Genomic DNA, 23,811 nt, shown 5'->3' on the forward strand with positions numbered 1-23,811 from the left:
CTTTCGTTAGCGGACTTACGCTTACGCCTATTTTGGGACGCACTTTTGCGATGCCGGGAGGCGCTGCGATAGTAGCTCAGGCCTTTACGCTTACGACTGTTGCATTTGGCGGACTTAGCGTGTTTGCGATGAATACCAAACGAGACTTTACCGCGATGGGTAAGATGCTTTTCATCACGCTTATCGTCTTGCTCGTGGCTGCGATCATAAATATATTTTTCCACAGCCCGATTTTGCAGCTTGCGATTGCTAGCGTGGGCGCGGTTTTATTTAGCGCATATATCCTTTACGATACGCAAAATATCATCCGCGGCAACTACGAAACTCCGATCGAGGGCGCAGTCGCTCTTTATCTTGATTTTGTGAATTTGTTCGTTTCTTTACTTCAAATTTTAGGCATTTTTAGTAGAGATGACTAACGAGGAGCGGCTCTACCGCGTAATAGACGCAAATTTAAACCGCTTAAAAGAAGGGCTTAGAGTCGTCGAGGACGTCAGACGTTACGGCTTTGACGACCTGGCCCTCGCTAAAAAAATCAAAAATCTCCGCCACAAAGCAAAAATCCCGCAAAAAGAATTCTTAAAATTTCGCGATGCCGCAAACGACGTGCTAAAACCGAGCCTAAAAGACGAGCAAATCCGCCTAAATTTGGACGATTTGCAAACCGCCAATATCAAACGCGCGCAAGAAAGCGCAAGGGTTTTAGAGGAGTGTTTTAAGCTCATCGACGTTAAAATTTCCGAGATTTTTAAAACCGTGCGCTACGAACTTTATGAGATAGAAAAAGAAATTTAACCCAAATTCAAAACTTTTTTAGTATAATCGCGACTAATTTCGAAAATTTAAAAGGATTTTTATGGATTCGCTTTTTTTAGTATTGCAGTTTATTTTCGCGGTAGTTTTGACGATCGCCGTTTTGCTTCAGAAAAGCTCCTCTATCGGACTAGGCGCGTATAGCGGCAGCAACGAAAGCCTATTTGGCGCAAAAGGACCGGCCGGATTTTTGGCTAAATTTACCTTCGTCGTGGGCGTTTTATTTATTCTGAATACCCTAGCGCTAAGCTATGTTTACAACACGCAAAGCAGCAAATCTCTCATAGATAGCGTCGATACTTCGTCGCTACCTGCGGCTCCAGAGGCTGTCATCCCGCAAGCTCCTAGTGCTCCAGCAGCCCCTGCGGCTCCGTCAAGCGAGCAAAAATAAGGCGCATCTGGTGAAAAAAATAGTTTCCGCCCTCGCATTTTTTGCGGCGGCGCAGTTTGCGCTTGCGGACGCCCACATCTTTAACTATCACAGATTTGACGACGATAGACACCCGAGCACTAACATCTCTAGTAAAAATTTACGCGAACAGTTTGATTATTTTAAAGAAAAAGGCTACGAGGTCATCCCGCTTTCAAAGCTCGTCGATGCGATCAAAAACGGCGAGCCGGTATCTGACAACTGGGTTGTTTTAACCGTAGACGACGGTTACAAGAGCTTTTATGAGAAGGGTTTGCCGATATTTTTAGAGTACGGATATCCGTTTGCGCTGATGATTTACGTCGAGGCTACCGCACGAAAATACGGCGATTTTATGACCTTTGAGCAGATCAAAGAGATCGAAAAATACGGCGAAGTCGGCTATCACTCCTATGGCCACTTGCACATGGTCGGTCTTAACGAGGAAAAATTAAAAAACGACTTTGAGGACGGCATAGGCAAATTTGAAAAAAATATGGGCTACAAGCCGCGATATTTTGCATATCCTTTCGGCGAATATAACGACAGGGTACGCGACGTCGCGATAGAACACGGCATCGAGGTGATACTTAGCCAAAACTCGGGCGCAGTCGCGGCAGATAGCGATCTGCACGAACTAGATAGGATCCCTGCGATGAACGGCACGCACCTACCGTCCGCGCTTGCGAGCAAATTTCTAAAAGCCGAATGGATACTTCCGCAAGACTATCCGAAGGATAATAAGATTAGCGAACTTATCATCAAAACCGACGAGAATGCGACGCACGGATACTTCTCAATGACGGGGCAGCAGACAAAAAAGGTCAAGCTTGAAAACGGACAGATGACGCTTAAATTTAACAAGCCGATCGACCGATATAAAGTGAGAATGAGCCTTAAAGTAAACGGAAAAACGACGACAAAAATTTTAGTAAAGGATATAAATGCTGAATGAAATTTATAAAAAACAAAAAGAGCATAGCGACAAGTGCATCGAGGGCCTAAAACGCGACTTTAGCACGCTTCGCACGGGCAAGGTAAATATAAGCATAGTCGATAATATTTACGTGGATTATTACGGTAGCCAAACCCCGCTAAACCAAGTTGCCACCGTGCTAACGAGCGATGCTAGCACTATAAGCATTACGCCCTGGGAAAAACCGATGCTAAAAACTATCACTGCAGCGATCTCTGCGGCAAATATCGGCGTAAATCCTAACAACGACGGCGAGAGCGTGAAGCTATTTTTCCCTCCGATGACAGTCGAGCAACGCCAAGAAAACGCAAAGCACGCTAAGGCATTTGGCGAAAAAGCCAAAGTCAGCATCAGAAATATCAGAAAAGACGCTAACGACGAGGTAAAAAAGCTAGAAAAAGATAAAGCTATCACCGAGGACGAGAGCAAAAAAGGACAAGACGAAGTCCAAAAGATCACCGACAGCTACACGTCAAAGATCGACTCGCTCGTAAAAGAAAAAGAGAGCGAACTTTTAAAAGTTTAAAATTTGCATACGGCTCGTTAAATTTGACGAGCCGTTTCTTTAATAAAAACCTTCCGCTATTTCGCATTTAGCATAAATTTTAGTCCGCTTTTGCTACACCCAAAAGTACGTTTATCTATTTCGTACAAATTTTAAATTTATCACGCCATACTTATTTTTACCAAAATTTATATCCAAATTTAAAACTGCTAGCCGTTTTTGGCTCGGTGGAGATTTACAATAACGCAAAACCGCAACCCGTCAAAAGCTCAAAAAATAGTAGCTTAAGCGCCCTTAGGGTAAAATTCACTCAAATTTTACAAAGGAAAAACGATGGATTTAGAGAAAATTTACAAGGATGCGGGCGCGTTTTTGCAGGGACATTTTTTGCTTAGCAGCGGCAACCACTCGCAGTTTTATCTGCAAAGTGCCAAAGTACTCGAGGATCCGCAGCTAGCAGGCGCTTTAGCTGACGAGCTAGCCGCCGTCATCGAAAAATCGGGCGTAGAGTTTGATAGCGTCTGTTCGCCCGCTCTAGGCGGCATTTTGGCCGGCTACGAGCTAGCTCGCGCAGCGAAAAAGCGCTTTATCTTTACCGAGCGAGTCGAGCGCGTGATGAGCCTACGACGCGGCTTTGAGGTAGGGGAAGGCGAGCGATTCGTCGTCTGCGAAGACATCATCACCACGGGCGGCTCGGCGCTGGAGGCCGCGCGCGTGATCGAGAGCCTAGGCGGCAAGGTCGTGGCGTTTGCCGCACTTGCCAATCGTGGCTTTTGCAAGGTCGCAAATTTAGCGGGCAGCGTCGCTAAAGCTAGCGCCAAACTACCCGCCGACAAGCCGTTTTTCGCGCTTGGAAACTTTGAGTTTGAGATTTATGAGCCCGCAAACTGCCCTCTTTGCGCCGACGGAAGCAAGGCGATAAAGCCCGGCAGCAGAGGCAACTAAATTTATTAAATTTGGCGGCTACGTTTGATTTAGCCCCGCAAATTTAGACGGATTTTGCGGGCGCAAACGAATACAAACCGATCGCAAATCAAATTTGACTCTGTCATGATGCACTCTGCGATATCTTGAGCGATAAATTTGACGATAAATTTAAGCCCACCGTTGCGTTTTTTGCAAGTCGCGATCGGAGCAAAATTAAATTTACGCTGCCGTTTTCTGCATTTAGCGGCGACCGTCAAATTTGGATTTGAGTAAATTTTGCGCCCGCAAAAGCGCGTCCTAAAATTTATGTTTTTAAAACCGACGCATAGCTTTTGCATAAGATAAATGCCGGTTTTGCTTACGGCTTGATAAACGATGCGGGGCGGACGATAAATCAAGCGCAGGCAAGCTTGACGAAAAACATGAGAGACGAAAATTATCGATCATCGCAAACGGGTGCGCAACCAAAAACAAACAAAGACGGCGGTACCCATAAAGATTGCGCCGCACCGAGAAAATAAATTAATTCGCCCGCAACCAAAGCGCCATTTACGAGCTGAGCAAAGTCGGCCGGATAAAACGGCGCAAGCGGCGGGCGCGAGGAAACGAGCCGTAAATTTACCGCATCGAAGCGAGGGCGCGTAAAAGTAGGCCATAAATCGCTGCGACAAAGTAGATACGCATAAATTTGGGCGCTAGCGAGCGAATTTGACGCTCAAAAATCCAAAACGAGCGCACAAAACAAATCGAAAAAAGGAGTAAATTTGGCAAAACAAAAAGCGCGGCTAGCCACTATCGGCGCGCGAGTAAAGGCCTTTATCACCGATCTTTTTTTGATCGGCATGCCGATATATTACCTCACGACCTATGTTTTTTTGGGCGGCAAGGACGACTTTTTGCACAACCAAACCGCGATATTCGGGGCAAATCTCGCAGTCGCTCTCATCTGCTGCGCCTTTTTTGCGATCAAAGCCCAGACGCCCGGCTACCGCTCGCAAAACATCTACCTCATCGACCTGCACAGCGGCCGCAAGCTCGGCTTCGCACGCGTTTTGCTCCGCTACGCCTGCTTTTTACTCGCGGGAGTGAGCATCGTCGGACTTTGTCTCTGTTTTTTCCGCAAGGACGCTCTAAATTTGCACGATCTACTCACGCACTCGGCCGCCGTCTGCAAAAAAGCCGAGTAAATTTAGCCTGCTTTTCGGCAAATTTGAGCTAAATTTGCCGCGATTATTTTTAGCGAGTCCGCGCTCGTTTTTATTAGTTCAAATTTGACGCCGGATTTACGTCTAGCATTTTTGCGGTGCGGGTTTTGCAGACTAGCTTCGCATCCCGTCCCCGCGGCAAATTTAACCCGCTCCCCGCCCCGTCAAATTTAAATCTTTAAACCAAATTTCGTTACAATCGCCCCCGACAAGGAAAAATATGCAAAAAATAATGGGATTTACGAGAACGCGGGAAAACGCGGAGAAAAAAGGCGCGCTGATACCTAGCGACTTCACGCACGCAGCCATCATCGGAGAGACGGGCAGCGGCAAGACGACGGCGATGATATATCCAAATCTGCTTGACCGCATGCAAAACGGCTACGCGGTGTTTGCAGTGGATTATAAAGGCGGCGAGAGCGCCAAGATCAAGGCTCTAGCACGCAGAGCGGGCCGCCTAAAAGACGTCGTGAGCGTGGGCGCGAGACTAGACGCGCCGATAAATCTCATCGCCTCGATGAAGCCGCGGGACTTTAAAAACTGCGTGAAAAAGCCGATGGAATCGAGGGAGAAGTTTTGGGAGGAGTTTGGCTCGAGCATCGCGACGGAGTTTTTTAAGGTGTTAAAGGCGCTTAAAATTTTCGCTAAAAAAATCACGCCGCTAAACGACTGCTACACGGACGCCTTTTACGCCGACGTGCGCACGCTCGCGCGGGATTTTACCTTTGACGTCGCTACGATCCTGCGCCTCTCGCAAGACCTAGAAAAGATGCTCGAGTTTAAAGACGCGCTGAGCCTAATCTGCGACAATCTCGACTCCTCGACGCTAAATTTCACCCGCGAGACGATAATGATAAACCGCGCGTTTTTGGCCACCGCGGACGAGTTTTTGGACGCGACGAGCCGCTACAAGGATATCGGCGACGAACGCACGAGAGACGATTTTCGCAACTACTCGATGATGATGTCGCCCTTTCTTGGCCTCATGAACGACGACTCGCTAAACGGCGACGGAGACGGCGCTGCGGGCGACGCGAGTATCGCAGGGCTGCTAAATAGCGGCAAGATCGTGATATTTAACGCCGCTAGCTGCGACAAAAGCGCGCTGAGCTTCCTGCTAAATAGCTTTCTGCCCGAGCTTTTAAAGCGCGTAACGATGAAGCAAAAAAGGCCCATTAGCCTATTTCTCGACGAGTCGGCGAAGCTACTAAGCGAGAACACCGAGCTAAACGAAGAGATCCTGCGCGAGTGCGAGGTGGAGCTGGTGCTGGCGTTTCAAAACGAATTTTTGCTTAAGCGCGCGATCGGCGGCACGGCATACGAGGCGCTGATGGGCAACCTCACCAACCGCTACTTCATGCGCAACAAGGACGTCGTGAGGCTGGGCGGCAGCGAGGTGGACTGCTCTACGCTGGAGAAATTCGAGTGCGTGCTAGAGGGCGACAAGATCGCGCTGGAGCCTATTTTCATAGACGAGGCGGAGTGCTTGCAAGCGCAACTGGAGTTTGAGCGCGAAAACCGCCTACACGAGCGACTGCTGGGTAAAATTTACGAAAACCGCGTGATAGAGTTTGACGAAGAGATCGTGGACGACGGCAAAATCTGGGTGCGCGACGTGGATACGGGCGAGCGCGAATGCGTGTTTTTCAGCGACGAGGTGCTGGATATCCGCCCGCAAGATATCTATAAACGCCCGCCAAATACCGGCGGCTACAATATCTTGCTAGAAGACGGCACTGACGACGCGCAGATAAGCTTTAGGTAAATTTGGCTACAACTAGCAGGAGACTTGGGGTTAAATTTGACCGCAAATTTAGGTCAAATTTGAAGGTCGGCGTAAATTTAAACGGCAGCGCAACTTGACGATTTTAACCGCTCGCCGTTTGCATAAAACTAGGTTAGAAAAATTTATAAATTTGACTTTAGGCGAAGAATATGAACGAAAGTATAGGCAAAGAAAATAAAGAGCCGGAGCTACTTTACAGACTAGACAAACGAAATCCGCCCATGGTAATGTTTGATTTTATCAAGTATAGCTTTTTCCTGCTCGTGCCCGCCTTACCTACCGCGATATATTATAGAGGCTGGATGCAGGCATGGGCATCCTAGGTTCTTTATTTTTAGGCAGGCTTTTGTACAAGCTTATATTTTTTAACTACATTGAAATTTACAGAGACAGGATCGTCATAAACAGATATATTTTCGGAGATACGGTTATAAAAAGCGAGGATTTGGCTTTTTGCCGTACCTATTATTTTCCATTTGCCCCCAATCAAGTATGGATAGCAAAAAAGAGAAAATATTTTTTATATAGAGTTTATGCGGTGGAAAGTTTAACGCAAGATCAAGCCGACGAGCTAAGAAGCCAAATAGCTCGTATAATACCGTGGGATGCAATTGATTAATAGCAATCAGCATAAACAGTCAAATTTACCGCCGTTATCCGTATCCAAATTTAACGAGTAGGCCGAGAAAACCGCCCGCAAATTTATCTCTCCTTGTTTAGGACCAAATTTAGCCGCCAAACCAAACCTAAATTTAAAGCGTAAATCTTAAAATTTAGATTTTTATCTACGTTTTATATTTTTGCCGTCTTTGCTTACGCACATAAAATCAACGGTAGCCCCGCCGCCATAAATCAAAGCTACGCCGTCTGAATGAAATCTATCGTCGCAGCCCGCCTCTTTGTCACCTCGCAGTATCTCGTCCGAAGCGTCGTCAAAAATCTCGTAATAAGCGCCCCCAAAGCTATCACTCCGATAATAAATCGTCGTCTTGCGCTCGCCTCCAAACGCCTCGTTGCCCCAGATTCTTACGCCTATGACGTTTGCGCTTTTTAGTTTGTTTTTTAGTTCGCCGAAAGTCTGCTCGTCCCAGCCCAGTATCCGCAGAGGCTCCTGCACGCTCGTTCGCTCATCTACGCGGATAAAGCTCGCGGTTTGATTTTTATCGGCATTCACGGCGCTAAACGTCTCAACCCGGGTTCCGTCCAAGCGCAGGTCAAACCAAACTCCTTGAGGCCTAATCTCGCGCGCAAAATCGCGCAATGCTAAAATCTCGATACGATTTTTTTCGTAGTTTCGCGCCAGCTCCCGTCCATCGTATAAATTTAAGTAGACGGCCGTCGCCGCGATTAGAAAAATAATAATAAAAGACGCTTTGTGGCTTATACTCATAAATCCTCGCAAATTCTTTTGTTCTTACTCTAATTTACGGCGTCATGCACGCCAAATTTAAAATTTAACCCCGTGATTCAGCAGTTTTCTTACGCCTAGATTCGTGTCGATGCCGGTGATTATGGCGTTATAGATGTACTCTTTGCCTTGTTGGATGGCGCCCTCTAGGCTCTCGCCGCGCGCGAGTAGGCAGGCTAGCGAGCTAGAAAACGTGCATCCGGCACCTATGATAACCAGCGGGTCGGCTAGCGGCGTCTCAAAGTTTTGCACGCTGCCGTCCTTGCGGTAGAGCGTGTCGATGCTTTTGCCCGCGACGATGTGCTTTTTCACGATCACGTCGCACGGCAAATTCGTAAAATCATCGCCGAAAAGCACGTCCGCTTCGCGCAGGTTCGGCGTCGCGACGGCGGCAAATTTCATTAGTTCTTTTAGTCGCTCGATGGCGCTATCTTTGATGAGTTTATGCCCCATTTTCGAGACGCAGACGGGATCTAGCACCACGGGAGCGGAGTTTTTTTCTAAAAAGCTCTGCACGACGTCCATGATAGGCTCGTTAAAGAGCATGCCGATTTTAACGGCATCGAAGCTAAACTCCGCCGAGAGCATCTCGAGCTGATCGGCGATAAAGGACGGATCAAGCGAGACGATATTTTTGATCTTGTCCGTATTTTCGGCCGTTAGCGCCGTGACCGCAGTCGCGCTATAGCAGCCAAAGTGCGCGCATGCCTTGATATCGGCTTGCAGTCCCGCGCCGCCGTTGCTGCATGAGCCTGCGATGATGAGGATTTTTTTCATTTTTTGCCTTTTTTCGTTTTTAAAAGCCGTATTATAAACGACATTGCATTAACGGCGAGTTAAACGCTAAATTTTATAAAATTTTAAAGCCGTTTGCACTACAATTTCTATAAAGATTATCAAAATAAAAAGGAAAAACTAGATGGAAAAGATCGCGTTTAAGGATATCGTCTCAGAAACGCTACTTATAAATTTATACTTTAGAAGCAAGGAAAACGAAAAAGCCCACCCCATACTAAAAGACGAATTTTCAGGCGACGTCGTGAGCAGGATAGATTATGATTTCGCCAAATTTGACCGCTCGACGCTAAGCAGGATCGGTACGGTGATACGCGCGAGGTTTTTTGACGACTGCATACTTAAATTTACGCGCGAGCATCCGGCCGCCGTCATCGTTCAGGTCGGTGCCGGGCTTGATACCAGGCCTCTTAGACTAGCTCCACTCTGCCCAGAGGCAACCTTTTACGACCTTGATTTGCCGGACGTCATAGCCCTTCGCGACAAACTCGTACCCAAAGCGCCGCGAAACTACAGCCTAGCGTGCTCGATGCTAGAAACCGCGTGGATGGACGAGTTAGCCAAAAAACACGCGGGCGCGAAGTTCATTTTCGTGCTAGAGGGCGTGGCGATGTATTTTGAAAAGGCGGTATTTCGCGAGTTCGTGTTAAATTTGAGCGAGCGGTTCGAGGGACTTTTGCTCACCGATTTGATAAACAAATTTGCCGCAAGGTCAAACGCGCGCAAGCACGACGTGCTTAAATTTATGAAAGGAGACGTTAAATTTAAGATGAGCGTAGAGGGCGCGGACGAGGTCGAAGCGTGGGATAAAGACCGCATAAAGTGCCTAGAAATCGGCACTATGACAGATATGTACAAGGATCGCTGGGGGTTTATCGCGCGTATGCTGAGCTATATAAAACCGTTTCGCGAGGCGTGCAGGATGTTTGTTTTTGCTCTAGGTAAACGCGGGTAAATTTGCTCATATTTCAGCTAAATTTGGCGGCGAATTTGACTGTTTTGCGTCCTAACCCGCACCTTTATGACGCTAAAACGCTATGCGCGCTAAATTTGACGCCGTCGTAAAGCGCGATCGAGCTCAAATATAAGTTTGCGCTTATTAAATTTTAGCTATAATCCAGGCCTCATAGATGGGTGTCCGAGCGGTTGAAGGAGCACGCCTGGAACGCGTGTAAAGTGCAAGCTTTCGAGGGTTCGAATCCCTTCCCATCTGCCATAATCTTATAAAACTTAACCCAAAAATTTTCCGCAAATTTAAAAATCAAGAACAAAAAATGATAAAGATAAAACATATAAACGAAGATGATTACGCGCGGATTTTCGTATTCGGCGATCTGCACGGCAGTCTCGGGCTTTTTAACCTGATGCTTAAAAAGATAAATTTGAGCAAAAAAGATCTGATAATCATCCTGGGCGACAGCTGCGACCGCGGCGAGGATACGATCGGACTTTATAAAAAGTACGCCGAGCTAGTTAGAAACGGATACGCGCTGATCCACGTACTGGGAAATCACGAGAAAATGATGATGGACGGGTATTTCGGCGGCGACGCGCTAGATCATCAAATTTGGCTTAGAAACGGCGGCGATAAAACAAAAAGATCGATCTACAAGCGAAATTTAAACAGTTTCGCGCTCTCGTGGCTCAAGGATTTTATAAGCGATATGCCCCACGTAGTAAGCTCTGAAAAAAGCATATTCGTCCATGCAGCTTTTGACGGCGGCAAAAGCGAAGAGGAGCAGGACGAGGACTACGTGCTATGGAGTATCGAGCCCTTTTGGGAGGGCAATAATACGGGCAAGAGGATATTTCACGGGCATGTCGCTAGCGAAGAAAATAGGATAACCAGGCGCGAAAATAACGTATTTTCTATGGACGTAGGAGCCGTGTTTTTCAAGCGCCTAGTTATCATGGAAATAAAAAGCGGCGAGAAATTTGAAGCGGATTTAAGGGAGCAAAAATGATTTATTTTACCTCCGATTTGCATTTCGGACATAGCAACATCATGAAATTTCATCCGTGCTTTAGGCCTTTTTCTAGCGTAGAGGAGATGGATAGGGCGCTCATTCGCCTCTGGAACGAGAGAGTAAATCCCTGCGACACGGTCTATAATATAGGCGATCTAAGCTTTCACAAGGATATGCAGACCAGTATATCAATCTTTAGCAAGCTAAACGGCAAGCACGTCATAGTGCTAGGCAATCACGACGAAGCGATAAAAAAGCACAAAGACGAGCTACTAGCTATGAAAAAACAAGACAGCAACGCGCTGTTTGAGGAAATTTGCGAATACAAAGAGATCACCGTACAGCACGGACAGGATAAATTTCGACTCGTACTCTTTCACTATCCGCTAGCCGAGTGGAACGCAGGTCACCACGGCTCTATCCAGCTCTACGGCCACATCCACGCAAATATCGCAAACATAAAAGGCAAGGCGCTAAACGTCGGCTACGACCTGCACGGCAAGATTTTAAGCTTTGAGGAAATTTATGATTTCGTTAAAGACCTGCCGCCTTTTGAACATAGCAAACACAGGATGTTTAGCGAGGAAGATAGCATGGAAAGTAGAAACAAAAGGATAAGAGAGGTTTTATAAAAGCTAAATTTTGATCCGTCTTAGTAAAATTTGCGTTTAAATTTATAAAGCAAATTTGGGTCGCAAACCTCAAATTGAGCCCAAATTTGGCTGTCTTTATAAAAACATCGCAAACAAAAACACGCCCAAAATCATACGGTAAATCACAAACGGCAGCATGCTCGCGCGCGCGATCAGCGCCATAAACAGCCGCACGCACAGATACGCGCTAAGGCCGCTAACCGCCGCGCCGATAGCAAGGTCGCTCCAAGGCAGCGCGTCTGGGGTTTTTATTAGTTTCACCGCCTCGAGCCCGCCTGCTAGCACGATCACAGGGATCGAGAGCAAAAACGAGAAATTCGCGCTTGCTTTGTGGCTAAAGCCAAGCATCAGCGCCGCCGTCATCGTCACTCCTGAGCGCGAAACGCCGGGTATCAGCGCGATCGCCTGCGCTAAACCCACGATAAGAGCGAGCTTAATCGTCATTTCGTATTCGGTTTTTAGGCCTGTTTTTTTGTCCGCGACGTAGAGCGCGATACCGAAAATTATCGTCATCGCCGCGATCACGAGCCCGTTTCTAGCGTACTGCTCGATGGCGTCGTTAAACGCTAGGCCAAAAAGCCCCACCGGCACGGTCGCAAAGCCGACCGACCACACGAGCGTGCTGTCGCCGACCTTCTCGCGCCGCGCGATAGACGCGAAAAAATCGCGCACGAGCCCTGCAAGCCTGTCCTTGAAATAAAAAAGTATCGCCGCGAGCGTGCCTACGTGAACGGCCACGTCAAAGGCAAGCCCCTGATCTGCCCAGCCAAGCAGCTTTGGTACCAGCACGAGATGCGCCGAGCTAGAGATCGGCAAAAACTCGCTAATGCCCTGAACTAGGGCTAAAACGATGATATGCGAAAGCTCCATCACGCGGCCTTTGGATTAAATTTGAGCTGATTTTGCGCGCTAAATTTGATTTTATCTTGAGCGTAAATTTGCTCATTTTCACCTTTTTGCGCGTCAAATTTAACCGCACCGCGAGCCAAATTTAAGATAGAATTTTCGTCGGCGAATCGCCCTGACTTTTGCCTATATTTTTGCAATCTTTCCCTTTTTATAATTTTGATTTTACCGCGAGCAAACCGCGTAAATTTGATGCGGGCCTCGCCCGTCAAGAGTCATTAAATTTGCGCCCGAAACAGCCGTCTTGCCCTCAAATTTGACGCCTCCAGCCTAAGCCAAAACCGTCAAATTCAAGAGGCTAAATTTACTTCGCCGTTTCCTGCGCAAATTCCACGATCTTTTCAGGCGTGAAGCCGAAGTATTCGAACAATGCGCCCGCCTTACCGCTCTCGCCAAAGCTCTTCATCGAGTAAATTTCACCCGCGAATTTATACCACTCTAGCGCGCTTGCGGCTTCGACGGCGATGATTTTGGTTTGCGGATCTAAAATTTTATCCACGTACTCGCGCGGCTGCTCGCAAAGCAGGTCAAAGCACGGCGCGGATACGACGTTTGCGCCGATACCGCGAGCGGCTAAAATTTCAGCCGCTTTAACGCAAAGTTCCACTTCGCTGCCGCTAGCTATTAGCGTGATTTTGGCGTTTTGCGCGTGTTTTAGCAGATACGCGCCGTTTTCTACGCCGCCAAATTCGCCTTTTTCAAGCGGAGCTAGGCCTTGGCGACTTAGCACGAAGGCGCTTGGAGCGCGTAAATTTAACGCCGCCTTCCAGCAAAGCGCGTTTTCGTTGCCGTCGGCCGGGCGGAAAGTGTAAAAGTTCGGCATCGCGCGAAGCGTGCTAAGCTGCTCGATAGGCTGATGCGTCGGGCCGTCCTCGCCCACGCCGATGCTGTCGTGCGTAAAGATAAAAAAGTGCCTAACGCTCATCAGCGAAGCAATGCGCGCAGCCGGTTTGAGGTAGTCGCTAAATATAAAAAACGTCGCGCTAAACGGCAGGAAAAGGCCATATCTGGCGATTGCGTTATTTATCGCGGCCATAGCGTGCTCGCGGATGCCGTAGTGGATGTTGCGTCCGTTAGGGAAGTCGCCCATACCTTTTAGCTCGGTTTTGTTTGACGGCGCCAGATCCGCGCTACCGCCGATAAAGCCCGGTAGTGCGCGCGCGATCTCGTTCATGATGATGCCGTTGCTATCGCGCGTGGCTAGCTTTTTGCCGCTAAAATCAGGGAAATTTATCTTGCTAAAATCCGGATTTAGCAGTGCGTTTAGCATATTTTTGCTTTCACCGCTTAGATTTTCTACCTTTTTGTTCCACTGAGCTTCGGCTAGGTCGCCCTTTTCTATCGCGGCACGGAAGCGAATCAGCACGTCCTCGCCAATAGCAAATTTGCGCTCTGGGTCAAAGCCCGCCGCGATTTTAGCGGCCTTTATGATCTCCTCGCCAAGCGGCGCGCCGTGGCTGTGGTGGCTGCCCTCTAGCTCGCCCGCGCCCTTTGCGATGCGAGTGTTTGCGATGATGAGATACGGGCGCTCCTTTTCGGCGGCTTGCTCGAGCGCAAACTCGATCTGATCGTAGTCGTGGCCGTCGATGCGAGCGACGTCCCAGCCCTGCGCCTCAAACCTCGCCTTCACGTCCTCGCTCCAAGCTATGCTCGTATCACCCTCGATCGTGATGTTGTTGGAGTCGTAGATCAGCACGAGGTTGTCTAGGCGCAGGTTGCCCGCGACCGCACAGGCCTCGTAGCTGATGCCCTCCTGCAAGTCTCCATCGCCGCAAAGGCAGTAAATTTTATGATCGATGATGGCGTTTTCAGGTTCATTTAGCAGATTAGCCGCGTATTTTGCCGCCATAGCAAAGCCCACCGCGTTTGCTACGCCCTGCCCTAGAGGTCCGGTCGCGACCTCGACGCCTTTAGTGTGGATCTCCGGATGGCCCGGGGTTTTAGAGCCTAGCTGGCGGAATTTTTTTAGATCATCAAGACTAAGATCATAGCCGCTAAGATGCAAAAAGCTATACACGAGCGAGCTTGCGTGACCGCCGCTAAACACGAGCCTATCGCGGTTTAGCCAGTTTGGATTTTTAGGATTGTGATTTAGAAATTTAGCCAGCACGACCATGACGTCCGCTAGCCCCATCGGCGCGCCAGGATGCCCGCTGTTTGCCTGCTGCACCATATCCGCGCATAAAAACCTTATCGTATCCGCCATCTTTTTTAGCATTTTTTCTCCTTAGTTTTTATGCGATTATACGAAAATTCGGCTTAAATTTTACGCTTTTAACGCCGCTGTAAATTTTAAAAACTCGGCGAAATTTTCCTTTTTATTTTTTAGCTCAAAAGGTATCTTATGCTCTTTTTCGCCGATTATTACGGCATCCTCTTTTACTTCGATTTGTGCGCCCCTGATCTCGTCCCACGAGCTAAAAACGGGCTCTTCCATCAGTTCGCGGCTAATTAGTCCGCGCTCGTCTAGTATCACGCCGTAAGGCTTACCAAAAAGCGAGCGATCAAGGCTGTGAAGCATCGGCGAGACGGGCTTAAAGACGCTAAGGGATTTTGATAGCAGCTTCGTCTCGTCAAGCGGCGTTTTTAGCGCTTCGCCAAGGCCGAGCTCTAAAAGTTTATCCGAAATTTTAGCCTCGTCGTTTTGAACTCTGCTCTCGAAAATAGCGTTTAAAACGGCTTTTAGCGCCTTTTTCATAGCTGATTTCACTTCGCCGTCGATTTCAAATTCGCATTTTTGTAGCTCTTGCCACGCGAGATTTTCTAGCTCGTTTTGCAGATACTTACCGAGCCTAAACGCAGTCGCCACCTCATCGGCATTTGTAACCGACGCGTCAAATTTAACCAAAAGATGCCGACTCGTGAGCAAAAACCCTATGCTTTTTCGCCCGATCATCTGCGCATGCACGCCGATAAACGCAAGCGGCTCGGCGCAATAAAATTTAGGCGTTTTGCTATAGTCCACACCCTTTTGCAGACCTAGGCTTTTATCTAAAATTTGCTCCACTGCCTTTGCAAAAACCTCGTCCGCATCGTCCCAAACCGGGTGTTTTGCGCATCCTAAAACCAAAACCTTTTGCGCGCTCTCGTCTAGCGACGCTAAAATTTGCTCTAAATTTCGCATATTTCTCCTAAATTTTATTTAAAAACCATCATCCGCCACACGTCAAATTTAGACGCCGAAGTCCGCTCGCATCCTATCTTTGCCCTTAGGCGTAAAATAGTAAACGACGTAGCAGAGCATTTGATCTTTACAGCCGTATTTGGTTTCGAGACTTTCGGTAATGCTCGCAAGCTCCTGCGGAGACTTGTCCGAAAAGGCGCCTCGCAACTCCTCTGCGGCGGTGTGTTTCGGGCTAAGGAGCAGATACGCCGCTCCGCCTCCGCGTCCTCGCTCATTACGCGTAAAATTTCATCGCTCGCGCGAATGCCCCTTGCCGTCCCACTCGCGCAGGCTTAAAAACGTCGTGCCACCATCAGCGTCCAAAGCCTTTTCGTTTGGAATTTGAGCGCGTAAGGCATCTTCATTTAAGCTCTCCTCGCTCGCAGCCTCGATAAAAACGTCGGTGCCCAGCAAATAGCAGACCCGCTCAAACTCGCTTTCGTACTCCAGGCCGTCAAATTTAGCGGCAAATTCGCGCACTCGCTCGTCCGCCTCGCAGCCAAACATCATCGATCGTCGCGCGAAATTTGAACGATACACGGCTCACTCGCGAGACGGCTCGCACTTGCCGTAAAACCACTCGAGCGTCTCGCTTAACTTAAACTCGTCGCCGTCTAAAAAGTACTGCTTGCTGCTTTTGATCGCGTTTTCGCCTGCGGCTACGTAGTCGCCGATGAAGCCGCGATCCATGACGTCGCGCGCTAAGATATCCCGCTCAAAGGCGTTTATCGTCTTTTGCGTTTCGCGCCATTTGCCGCTCTCATCTGGCTCGCGAAGCGCTGAGGATACGTTATTTCCCACTTCGTCATAGACGTAGACGTACTCGCGCCGTTCGCCGTCTGACGTCTCGCGATTTTTTATCAAGTTACCGCGCGCGTCGTAGCTAAGCTCGTTTTCAAACACTATCTCCCAGTGCTGCGACTCCCCCCTGCCAAAACGATGATGCGGAGTACTTTTGCCGACCTTGCTCGGTCTCCTCGCGCACGTTTTTATAGCAACCGTTCCACTCGCTCTTTGCGGCGTCCCAGCGACATCTAAGATCGGTAAAGCGCCTAAATTCGGGCTCTATTTTTTGCACCGTCCTCTCCTGTGGCCGCCACGCATCCTCTTTCCACGTAAAATTTATCTCGGTGCGCGCTCCGTCCGCAGCCGTAAAGGCCGCGTGCTTTGTCTGCGGCACCCATTTGCCGCGCCATTTAAAGCCTTCGGAGCTCGCGTAAACGTCGCCGTTATAGCGGTATATAGATTTTTCGTACGGAGTCCATTTTTTGGCTTTGGCGCTCCACTCAAAGGTCGCTATAAGCGCGGTTTTGTGGTTTTCGTCATAAAGTCTTTTGGTTAGATAATTTGGCGTCCATTTACCGTTTTTTAGGGTGAAATTTTGAGAGATTTCCGTCGCGCCCGTTCGCTTTTCGACGATTTTTTGACCTTGGTTTAGTTTGCCGTTTTGACCCTGGACACTGACGTAAACAAACGCGCCGTCCTTTGTTCTTTCGATTCTTGAGAGCCCCACTTTGCGCCATTTGTCGGCGCCAAAGTCCCACTCGTATTCGGTTCTGCCGATTTCTCGTTCGCCTCTTTCGTCAAATTTGACCGCGCTTTTCGTCCTGCGCCTGCCGTCGTCGTTGATTTCGTCGTAGATTTTTTCTAGCACGCGAGTCTTCGCGTCGTAAATTTGACTAGATTCGTATTCGTAGCGCGGCACGGCGTCGCCCTGCGTTTTATAGCTCGTCTTTTTTAGGCAAATTTCGCCCGCCGCAGATAACGGCACCGTCCAAATCGCCGCAAAAATCGCTACCGTCCAAAAACGCCTCATGGACGCTCCTTTTAAATTTGACCGCGAGCAGTGCGTAAATTTAGCCGCCAAACGGCATCAAATTTGACGCGAAAGCAAAATTTGACGAGCTAAATTTATGTTTGGACGCCCGTCAAATTTAGCGGCGTAAACCGAAAACAAGATCGACTCGCCGCGTCAAATTTACCGCAGTTAGGCCGCTCGCGGTCGCTAACAAAATATCATTTGACCTTTTTATACTTCCACGTCTGCTCTGAAGCGAGTTTAAATTTACCGTCTGTTGCGACGAATTGCTTAAAGCTCTTCACCGCGTATCTGCTAGGCATCTCAAAGGACATCAGCGAGCCGCCGTGTCCGACGTCGTCGGCTAGTATATGCGGATCAAAGGTCGTCTCCAGGCGCTTATTTTGCACCCATCTTTTGCCGTTTTCGTCGCTAGCTAGCTCGTAGACATCCACGCTCACGTTATCGCCGCGCTCGTTGTAGCCGTAGACGAACTTCTCGCTGCCGTCCATCGTGTCGTATCGCTGCGTTAGCAGACGCTCGCCGCTCTTGTCGTAGATGCTGCGGTTGGAGTATTCTTGCGTCCACTCTTTGCGCTCTTTATCCCACAAAAACGCCGCCGTCTCAAAGTCCGCGCCCTCTACGACCGAGACGCTTTTGCTGTTGTTTTCCCATGCGTTTTGTTCGGCGTTCCAGATGAGGTTTATCGTCACGTCTTTGCCGCTAGAAGCGTCATAATCGTGCTTAGACATCTCGGCGTAGCGCCACGCTCCGCCCTCAAATACGCTTCTTACCTGCTCGTATTTGCCCTTCACGTCGCCCGCAACCATGCCTCTTTCGCGGTTTTGCCATGCGCCGTTTTCGTAATCCCAGCTCTCATAGCCGCGCGCCTGTCCGTCCGCTCCGTAGAGTAGCTGCGTTTTTGACTTAGGCTGCCATCTTTTGCCGTCCCAGACGCTAAGCACGATGAGCTCGTTCTCGCCGTATGCGTTCTCGACGGTTTTGGTTAGCGCGGTTTTTCGCCATTTGCCTTTTACCAGCTCGTATCTGATCTCCTCGCTAGCGTTTTTTAGGTACTTTATGATAGTTTTGCTAGCATTTTCAGGCATACCGCGGATAAACGAACTAGACTCCTGCGTGAGGACGCCTTTTTTATAATCGGCTTTGTATTCGGTTACTTTGATCCATTTTTTCGCGGTAAAATCATAGCTAAAGGCTTCATATTTCGTCATCTTGCCGGCTTTGTTATAGTAGCTGATCTCTTTGTGTTTGCCCTTTAGCCCGTCTGCGAGCTCGGAGCTGCTAATTAGCTCTAGGCGGCGAGCCTTGGCGTCGTAGCTTTGCTTGGTCTCGTAGCTAGAAGTCGGCTCCTCAAAAGTCTTTTGCGCGGTGCTAGCTAGCATGTAGTCGTACTCTTTGGCAAACGCCGCCGCACACAAAAGCGCAAGCGATAAGGCTATTTTTTTCATTATCTCTCCTTTTGATAAATTTAAAAGATTATAGCATAAAAAGGACGCCGAATTTTGCCGAATTTACGGCGACATCGGCACGGTTTGCGAGATGGTTTATTTATACCGAGCGGATATAGTTTTGTAGTTATGGATAAAATTTGCGAAATTTGACGGCAAATTTAACGGCTCAAATTTAACCGACTCAAACGCAAATTTAAGCCGAATTTACCGCAAATGCTTGTCTATGAGGCCCGTCACGATAGCGCGGATACCCGCATGCACGCCGCCTAGCTCGCGCTCTATCTTTGCGATGAGTTCGTTTTTAGCCTGCACCGCGCCCTCAACGCCAAGCAGGTTGGTAAAGGAGTTTTTCGCGCCGTCGTTATGCGTCGGCTTGCCCGCCGTTTCTGCGCTTTGCGTCGCATCAATGATGTCGTCTGCGATCTGAAACGCTAGCCCCAGATCAAGCCCGATATCGTATATGCGCGCAGCCTCCGCCTCGTCTAGTCCAGCCACGACGCAACCTGCCTGCAAGCTCGCCGCGATGAGGCGCGCGGTCTTGTGGATGTGCAGAAATTTTAGCTCCTCAAGCCCTAGCTTTTGATTTTCGAAATAGCAATCCACCGCCTGCCCCAGCGCCATGCCGTAGATGCCTGCGTTGCGGCTTAGGATCTCGACGCATTTTATGCGCGCGTCCGCGTCTAGCGGAGCCCTTGCTATCTGATAAAAGGCGTGGGTGTTTAGCGCGTCGCCCGCTAAAATCGCCGTTACTTCGTCAAATTTGACGTGCAGGCTAGGCTGTCCGCGGCGCAGATCCGAGTCGTCCATCGCGGGCAGATCGTCGTGGATGAGCGAGTAGCTGTGCATCGTCTCAAATGCCAGCGCGACGTGAAACGCCGCCTCTTTGCGCTCGGGACACACTGCCGCTACGACGCCCGCGACCAGCATAGCGCGAAAATGCTTGCCGCCCGATTTTAGCGTATATGAAAGCGCCTCGTCAAAGCACGGATGAAAGCTAGGGTTGCTTGGCAAATTCGCACTCAAAAATGCCTTAAACTCGGCTAAAAGCGCGTCCTGATCGGCGGCGCTGGGCGCTGTTTGTTGCAAATTTGAGCCGGAGGTAAACGATGAGCTCTTGGCCGCGTTTAACGAGATCAAATTTGCTCTATTTTTCGGGCTTTGCGTCGGATTTTCGGAGCTAGTTTTGGCTTTGTTCGCGTTTAAAATTTGAGACCGATTTTGGGACGAGCTCGCGCGCGAACTACGAGCTAAAATTTGATCCTTTGGCAGCGCCCGCGACTCGCTCAAATTTAACACTCTCGCCGCATTTTGAACGCAAATTTGACCGTTGCTAGTAGATTTTGATTTTACCGCTAAATTTTGATTTTGCATCTATTCTCCGTTTTATTTTTGCCGACTGGCCGGGAGCAGGCTAAATTTCTCAAATTTAACCTGCAAAGGCGTCAAATTTGCCGCCTGCGACTACCGCGCGTTGTAAAAAAAGTCAAAGCCGTTACGTCTAAAAAGCAAATTTTGACCGCCGCCTTTAGCAAGCAGGCCTAGCGCTTCTTTGCGACTTGAGACCGTTTTTTGCCCTACCTGTATCAGCTTGTCGCCGACTCTGACGCCGAATTTCGCCGCACCCGAGCCTGCATCGACGCTTTTTACCGTTAGCTTCTCGTCAAATGTCATGCCGTAGAGCTTTTGCACGCTCGCGGCATCGCTGCTTTGCGGTATGGACTGAGGTTTTGCGTCGCTAGAGGCGGTCTTTTTATCCGTTTTCGTCGGCACTTTTTGCTCTTTTTTGGCCGCGTCGTCCGAGACTGCTACGCCAAATCTCAAAACCTCGTCGCCGCGCTTGATCTCAAATTTGAGCCGCTCGCCCTTTTTGGCGAACAAAATCCTCTCGTTTAGCTCGCGCAAGCTCTCAAATTTCTCGCCGTTTACGCTCAAAATTTCGTCCCCTGTCATCAGCGCCGCGCCGCGTCCGAGCGGATCGACGCTTTTTACGTAGAGTTTGCCGTCTCGCCCCTCAAAAACCGCGCCCACGTCGCCGTAGTACACGTCTTTATACGCCGCAAAGTGCCTTAGATAGCGGCTCGGGACGAATTTATCCCCGCCCACGGCGATACCGCGTAGCTTGCAGCATGGATTTAATACGGCGCCCGTGCCGTTTACGTCAAACGTGAGCACGTCCAGCTCGCCTAGAGCCTGCGCCTGCGCCTTTACATGGCCGTAGACGGTCGCGTTTAGATCGTGCGTGACGCTGACCCAGTCGCTTTTTTTCGTCGCGTTATCGTCGGCCATCTTTACAGGCTCGAGTTTGGCGTCCGAGGCGACCAGATAGAGGCCCAGATACGGGTCAAATTTGACGTAGTTTTTCACGGGAGTTTCGCCTTTTGGCACGGCGATTAAATTTGGCGTGATCGCTATACCGCCGTTGCCCGCGACGTTTACCATGGCGGGCAGATTTTTCTCAAAGCAAGCGTTAAAATCGTCCTGCGTCTGGCGCGGCTCGGCTCTAAGCGACGCGGTAAATGCGCAAATCATAAAAACCGCAAAAACGGGAGAGCAAAATTTGCGGGCTAAATTTGAGTTCAAATTTATGCTTAAACGTGCGGTCGTATCGCTCTTTTGCGAAACGCTCTGTAAGCCGCCGAAATTTAACCGCGCGAGCCCCAAAACCGCGTCCAAACGGCGCGAGAAAGTTGCGCGTTTCATTGCCCTAGCCCCATGCCGGCAAACCCGCCTAGCATCCTTGACGCGGCGTTTTTACGGTCGTCCTCGATCATCTTTAGCACGTCGTTTACGGCACTGATGAGCAAGATCTGCAAGCTCTCCTTGTCCTCTAGCAAGCTGTCGTCAATGCTGATATCGAGCACCTCGCCCTTGCCGTTTGCTCTGACGCTAATGAGCCCGCCGCCGCTTTTTACGCTAAATTCGCGTTTTTGGCTCTCCTGCTCGATTTCTTGCACCTTTTTTTGCGCCTCCTCGAGCATCTGTCCCATTTTTGAAAAATCGATCCCCTCAAACATAAACATCCTTTCAAATTTCGCGTTATTTTAGCCAATTTAAGCTAAATTTACTTTATTTAAAGCCTGCAATGCAAGTTTCGTTCCCGCCTTGAAATTTGCGGCGGATACGAGCATGGACATGTAAATTTAAGCCCCGAAAAGCCGTCAAATTTGAGGGTAAAATTTTATTTTAATAATCTGCGCGCGTTTTGATCTATTTTAGTTTAGCGCATACGCGTTTGCGGGGTTTTTAGCGCGGATTTTCTGTAAATTTGAGAAATTTGCCCGAAATAATAGGCGAAGTAAAGCGGAACTGAAAGAGCATTTAAGGTAGCGCTAGCTAAATTTGAAGTCTTTTGACGAGCTTAAAAGCGATAAAATAAGCTAAATCAAGATCGCCCGCGTGAACGCGCGTCAGACATCTTTAAACTCCGCCGCGACCGATTTTTCCAGATTTTCCGCCTTGCCGAGGATCGTTATCGCTTTTTGCCTGCATTTGTTTACGCATCTGTAGCAAAGCGTGCAGCGCTCGCCAAATCTCGCCTTGCCGTGCGTGATTTTTATATTTTGCATCGGGCAGGATCTCGCGCACTCTCCGCACCCGTTACAGCGCGCCGTATCAAGGCTCGGTTTGCGCCTGGCAAACGGCGTTTTGTCCCAAATTTTCATCCAGAGCCGCTGCCTCAAAAGCCCGGCGATGCGGCATAGCACGCCTAGCCCCTCTTGCGGCGGCTTACCCGCGGCAAATGCCTCCAAGGCGCGCTCTAGCTTGGCGTTTGCCCCCCCCCTTGATCACGCGCTAGTTTTTCTGCGCCGAATAGCTAAAAATCGCCACGTCGAGGATAAATGCCGGCATTTTCACGTGCACGCCGCCCGTTATCTTCGCTCCCGCTCGCTTAGTATCCTGGCCGCACAGCCCGTTCCGTCGCCGCTAAAAATCTCCATCGTAGCGATGATAAAGACGTTTTTGCCGCGAAAATTCGCGCTGTTTTCGCAAATAAACTCGCGCACGATCTGCGGCAGGTCGCTAAAGTAAACGGGATAGGCAAGGATGATGTCGCCATGGCACTTTAGCAGCTCGCCGCAGGCCTCATCCTCGATCGAAACCGCCGGGATATCGCCGCCCAGACGCTCTATAAATCTCTCCACGCAATGCTTCGTATTGCCCGTGGAGCTGAAATAAATCGCTATCATTTTGCGAATCCTTTTAAATTCAGGCGCAAAATTTTGCCCATTTTCGCCAAATTTTACCGACCGCGTAAAATTTAACGCCAAACGGCGGAAAATTTAAATAAATTGATACTTGGCGCGTTCGCCCTTCGCCCGTTCGCAAATGACCGTTGCGCTCGCTTGTTTAGATTTTACCCCAAATTTGACTCGTCGCCACAAAACGTAAATTTAAACGCTCCGCCGCAAAAACGGCAAATTTGGGCGTAAATTATTTGACGATCTCGTTTCGCTCGTTTACCTGCACGATTTTTGGTTCGAAATCTCTTGCTTTTTTGGCGCTAAGAAGCGCGTAAGCAACGATGATGACGACGTCGCCGACGCAGACTTTGCGCGCGGCCGCGCCGTTTAGGCATATCTCGCCCTTTTTCTCGCCGCGGATCACGTAAGTAGCGAAGCGCTCGCCGTTATTGACGTTTAGGATCTCGACTTTTTGGTACTCGCAAAGCCCCGCAGCCTCGATGAGCTCGGGTCCGATCGTGACTGAGCCTACGTAGTTTAGGTTGGCATCCGTCACGCGCGCGCGGTGGATTTTGCTTGATAAAATTTCGATTTTCATCGGTCGTCCTTTGTGTTTTTTTGAGAAAATTATACTATAAATTTAGCCGCAAAAAGCAACTTTATATAGCCGCGGCGATTCGTTTTTGCTTGCTTGCCGCGATAAAATTCGGAGTTAAATTTGTGATTAAATTTGATTTTAGAGGCATTTGCGCGAGCGATAAAAGCTGCGATAAATTTGACGCCGTTTGGTGGTAAAAATAAAAATTTAGGCGCAAACAAAGGCAAATTTTACTCAAATTTACCCTTG

General features: G+C 49.1%; 31 protein-coding genes and 1 tRNA gene. 13 read left to right on the forward strand and 19 right to left on the reverse strand.

Annotation, left to right across the window (positions count from 1 at the left end):
* The 6 genes from ACTTJF_RS06840 to pyrE form a co-directional block, all read left to right on the forward strand.
* Window positions 1-419, forward strand: a 419-nt coding sequence (locus ACTTJF_RS06840) for a Bax inhibitor-1/YccA family protein (RefSeq protein ID WP_442551322.1), incomplete at its 5' end; no start/stop codon positions are given.
* A complete protein-coding gene (locus ACTTJF_RS06845; RefSeq protein WP_442551323.1) occupies window positions 412-795 on the forward strand; it encodes a thiamine-phosphate pyrophosphorylase in 384 nt (127 codons plus the stop codon). The genes ACTTJF_RS06840 and ACTTJF_RS06845, both read left to right, overlap by 8 nt.
* Window positions 796-856: 61 nt before the next feature.
* Window positions 857-1,204, forward strand: a complete 348-nt coding sequence (secG, locus tag ACTTJF_RS06850) for a preprotein translocase subunit SecG (protein ID WP_442551324.1) — start codon at window positions 857-859, stop codon at window positions 1,202-1,204.
* A 10-nt stretch (window positions 1,205-1,214) separates the two neighbouring features.
* Window positions 1,215-2,177, forward strand: coding sequence for a polysaccharide deacetylase family protein (locus ACTTJF_RS06855; protein WP_314181369.1), 963 nt, complete (start codon window positions 1,215-1,217; stop codon window positions 2,175-2,177).
* Window positions 2,167-2,724, forward strand: a complete 558-nt coding sequence (gene frr, locus ACTTJF_RS06860; RefSeq protein ID WP_122862362.1) for a ribosome recycling factor — start codon at window positions 2,167-2,169, stop codon at window positions 2,722-2,724. Before ACTTJF_RS06855 ends, frr begins: the two co-directional genes overlap by 11 nt.
* A 312-nt stretch (window positions 2,725-3,036) precedes the next feature.
* A complete protein-coding gene (gene pyrE / locus ACTTJF_RS06865; RefSeq protein WP_442551325.1) occupies window positions 3,037-3,648 on the forward strand; it encodes an orotate phosphoribosyltransferase in 612 nt (203 codons plus the stop codon).
* Window positions 3,649-3,677: 29 nt separating this feature from the next.
* On the opposite strand, the gene ACTTJF_RS06870 is transcribed toward pyrE, so the two are convergent.
* Window positions 3,678-3,968: a hypothetical protein gene (locus ACTTJF_RS06870; protein ID WP_442551326.1), complete on the reverse strand. Its 291-nt coding sequence runs from the start codon at window positions 3,966-3,968 to the stop codon at window positions 3,678-3,680.
* Between the two features lie 426 nt (window positions 3,969-4,394).
* Here ACTTJF_RS06870 and ACTTJF_RS06875 point away from each other — a divergent pair, with 426 nt between their 5' ends.
* The 3 genes from ACTTJF_RS06875 to ACTTJF_RS06885 all read left to right on the forward strand — a co-directional run bounded on the left by ACTTJF_RS06875 (window position 4,395) and on the right by ACTTJF_RS06885 (window position 6,944).
* Window positions 4,395-4,817 (forward strand): RDD family protein, encoded by a 423-nt coding sequence (locus ACTTJF_RS06875; RefSeq protein ID WP_442551327.1) that lies wholly within the window; start codon window positions 4,395-4,397, stop codon window positions 4,815-4,817.
* A gap of 205 nt (window positions 4,818-5,022) precedes the next feature.
* On the forward strand, window positions 5,023-6,600 hold the full coding sequence (locus ACTTJF_RS06880; protein WP_442551364.1) for a type IV secretory system conjugative DNA transfer family protein: 1,578 nt from the start codon (window positions 5,023-5,025) through the stop codon (window positions 6,598-6,600).
* Between the two features lie 170 nt (window positions 6,601-6,770).
* Window positions 6,771-6,944, forward strand: a complete 174-nt coding sequence (locus ACTTJF_RS06885; protein ID WP_442551328.1) for a hypothetical protein — start codon at window positions 6,771-6,773, stop codon at window positions 6,942-6,944.
* A gap of 458 nt (window positions 6,945-7,402) precedes the next feature.
* Here ACTTJF_RS06885 and ACTTJF_RS06890 read toward each other — a convergent pair whose 3' ends face one another.
* Together ACTTJF_RS06890 and ACTTJF_RS06895 are read right to left on the reverse strand one after the other, a co-directional pair.
* Window positions 7,403-8,011, reverse strand: coding sequence for a hypothetical protein (locus ACTTJF_RS06890; RefSeq protein ID WP_442551329.1), 609 nt, complete (start codon window positions 8,009-8,011; stop codon window positions 7,403-7,405).
* Between the two features lie 57 nt (window positions 8,012-8,068).
* Window positions 8,069-8,806: a hydroxymethylpyrimidine/phosphomethylpyrimidine kinase gene (locus tag ACTTJF_RS06895; RefSeq protein ID WP_442551330.1), complete on the reverse strand. Its 738-nt coding sequence runs from the start codon at window positions 8,804-8,806 to the stop codon at window positions 8,069-8,071.
* A gap of 142 nt (window positions 8,807-8,948) precedes the next feature.
* Here ACTTJF_RS06895 and ACTTJF_RS06900 point away from each other — a divergent pair, with 142 nt between their 5' ends.
* The 4 genes from ACTTJF_RS06900 (at window position 8,949) to ACTTJF_RS06915 (ending at window position 11,423) form a co-directional block, all read left to right on the forward strand.
* Window positions 8,949-9,779, forward strand: coding sequence for a class I SAM-dependent methyltransferase (locus ACTTJF_RS06900; protein ID WP_442551331.1), 831 nt, complete (start codon window positions 8,949-8,951; stop codon window positions 9,777-9,779).
* 173 nt (window positions 9,780-9,952) lie between these two features.
* Window positions 9,953-10,040, forward strand: a tRNA-Ser gene (locus ACTTJF_RS06905).
* A 58-nt stretch (window positions 10,041-10,098) separates the two neighbouring features.
* A complete protein-coding gene (locus ACTTJF_RS06910; protein WP_442551332.1) occupies window positions 10,099-10,788 on the forward strand; it encodes a metallophosphoesterase in 690 nt (229 codons plus the stop codon).
* Entirely contained in the window at window positions 10,785-11,423 is a 639-nt protein-coding gene (locus ACTTJF_RS06915; RefSeq protein ID WP_442551333.1) for a metallophosphoesterase, read from the forward strand. Before ACTTJF_RS06910 ends, ACTTJF_RS06915 begins: the two co-directional genes overlap by 4 nt.
* 96 nt (window positions 11,424-11,519) lie before the next feature.
* On the opposite strand, the gene ACTTJF_RS06920 is transcribed toward ACTTJF_RS06915, so the two are convergent.
* From ACTTJF_RS06920 to ACTTJF_RS06995, 16 genes are all read right to left on the reverse strand, one after another.
* Complete coding sequence (locus ACTTJF_RS06920) at window positions 11,520-12,314, reverse strand: undecaprenyl-diphosphate phosphatase (RefSeq protein ID WP_442551334.1); 795 nt, start codon at window positions 12,312-12,314, stop codon at window positions 11,520-11,522.
* On the reverse strand, window positions 12,314-12,490 hold the full coding sequence (locus ACTTJF_RS06925; protein WP_442551335.1) for a hypothetical protein: 177 nt from the start codon (window positions 12,488-12,490) through the stop codon (window positions 12,314-12,316). Before ACTTJF_RS06925 ends, ACTTJF_RS06920 begins: the two co-directional genes overlap by 1 nt.
* A gap of 164 nt (window positions 12,491-12,654) precedes the next feature.
* Window positions 12,655-14,568, reverse strand: coding sequence for a transketolase (tkt, locus tag ACTTJF_RS06930; RefSeq protein ID WP_442551336.1), 1,914 nt, complete (start codon window positions 14,566-14,568; stop codon window positions 12,655-12,657).
* A 48-nt stretch (window positions 14,569-14,616) separates the two neighbouring features.
* Window positions 14,617-15,474 (reverse strand): hypothetical protein, encoded by an 858-nt coding sequence (locus ACTTJF_RS06935; RefSeq protein ID WP_442551337.1) that lies wholly within the window; start codon window positions 15,472-15,474, stop codon window positions 14,617-14,619.
* A gap of 48 nt (window positions 15,475-15,522) precedes the next feature.
* Complete coding sequence (locus ACTTJF_RS06940; RefSeq protein WP_442551338.1) at window positions 15,523-15,681, reverse strand: hypothetical protein; 159 nt, start codon at window positions 15,679-15,681, stop codon at window positions 15,523-15,525.
* A gap of 81 nt (window positions 15,682-15,762) precedes the next feature.
* Entirely contained in the window at window positions 15,763-16,020 is a 258-nt protein-coding gene (locus ACTTJF_RS06945; RefSeq protein ID WP_442551339.1) for a hypothetical protein, read from the reverse strand.
* A 36-nt stretch (window positions 16,021-16,056) separates the two neighbouring features.
* A complete protein-coding gene (locus ACTTJF_RS06950; protein WP_442551340.1) occupies window positions 16,057-16,416 on the reverse strand; it encodes a hypothetical protein in 360 nt (119 codons plus the stop codon).
* Window positions 16,409-17,329 carry a hypothetical protein gene (locus ACTTJF_RS06955; protein WP_442551341.1) on the reverse strand — a complete coding sequence of 307 codons (921 nt, stop codon included), beginning with the start codon at window positions 17,327-17,329 and terminating at the stop codon, window positions 16,409-16,411. Before ACTTJF_RS06955 ends, ACTTJF_RS06950 begins: the two co-directional genes overlap by 8 nt.
* Window positions 17,330-17,529: 200 nt before the next feature.
* Window positions 17,530-18,780, reverse strand: coding sequence for a hypothetical protein (locus ACTTJF_RS06960; protein ID WP_442551342.1), 1,251 nt, complete (start codon window positions 18,778-18,780; stop codon window positions 17,530-17,532).
* 207 nt (window positions 18,781-18,987) lie between these two features.
* On the reverse strand, window positions 18,988-19,869 hold the full coding sequence (locus tag ACTTJF_RS06965; protein ID WP_442551365.1) for a polyprenyl synthetase family protein: 882 nt from the start codon (window positions 19,867-19,869) through the stop codon (window positions 18,988-18,990).
* A gap of 375 nt (window positions 19,870-20,244) precedes the next feature.
* Window positions 20,245-21,483: a DUF7488 domain-containing protein gene (locus ACTTJF_RS06970; RefSeq protein WP_442551343.1), complete on the reverse strand. Its 1,239-nt coding sequence runs from the start codon at window positions 21,481-21,483 to the stop codon at window positions 20,245-20,247.
* On the reverse strand, window positions 21,480-21,797 hold the full coding sequence (locus ACTTJF_RS06975) for a YbaB/EbfC family nucleoid-associated protein (protein ID WP_297965742.1): 318 nt from the start codon (window positions 21,795-21,797) through the stop codon (window positions 21,480-21,482). Before ACTTJF_RS06975 ends, ACTTJF_RS06970 begins: the two co-directional genes overlap by 4 nt.
* A 393-nt stretch (window positions 21,798-22,190) precedes the next feature.
* On the reverse strand, window positions 22,191-22,532 hold the full coding sequence (locus ACTTJF_RS06980; RefSeq protein ID WP_442551344.1) for a 4Fe-4S binding protein: 342 nt from the start codon (window positions 22,530-22,532) through the stop codon (window positions 22,191-22,193).
* 120 nt (window positions 22,533-22,652) lie between these two features.
* The gene (locus ACTTJF_RS06985) at window positions 22,653-22,970 is read right to left on the reverse strand and encodes a flavodoxin domain-containing protein (protein ID WP_442551345.1); all 318 of its coding nucleotides are present in this window, start codon (window positions 22,968-22,970) and stop codon (window positions 22,653-22,655) included.
* A 244-nt stretch (window positions 22,971-23,214) separates the two neighbouring features.
* The gene (gene panD / locus ACTTJF_RS06990; protein WP_002953683.1) at window positions 23,215-23,562 is read right to left on the reverse strand and encodes an aspartate 1-decarboxylase; all 348 of its coding nucleotides are present in this window, start codon (window positions 23,560-23,562) and stop codon (window positions 23,215-23,217) included.
* 61 nt (window positions 23,563-23,623) lie between these two features.
* Entirely contained in the window at window positions 23,624-23,800 is a 177-nt protein-coding gene (locus ACTTJF_RS06995; protein WP_442551346.1) for a hypothetical protein, read from the reverse strand.
* Window positions 23,801-23,811: the final 11 nt, after the last annotated feature.

This window comes from Campylobacter sp., from assembly GCF_052170435.1.
Classification (GTDB): Bacteria; Campylobacterota; Campylobacteria; order Campylobacterales; family Campylobacteraceae; genus Campylobacter_A.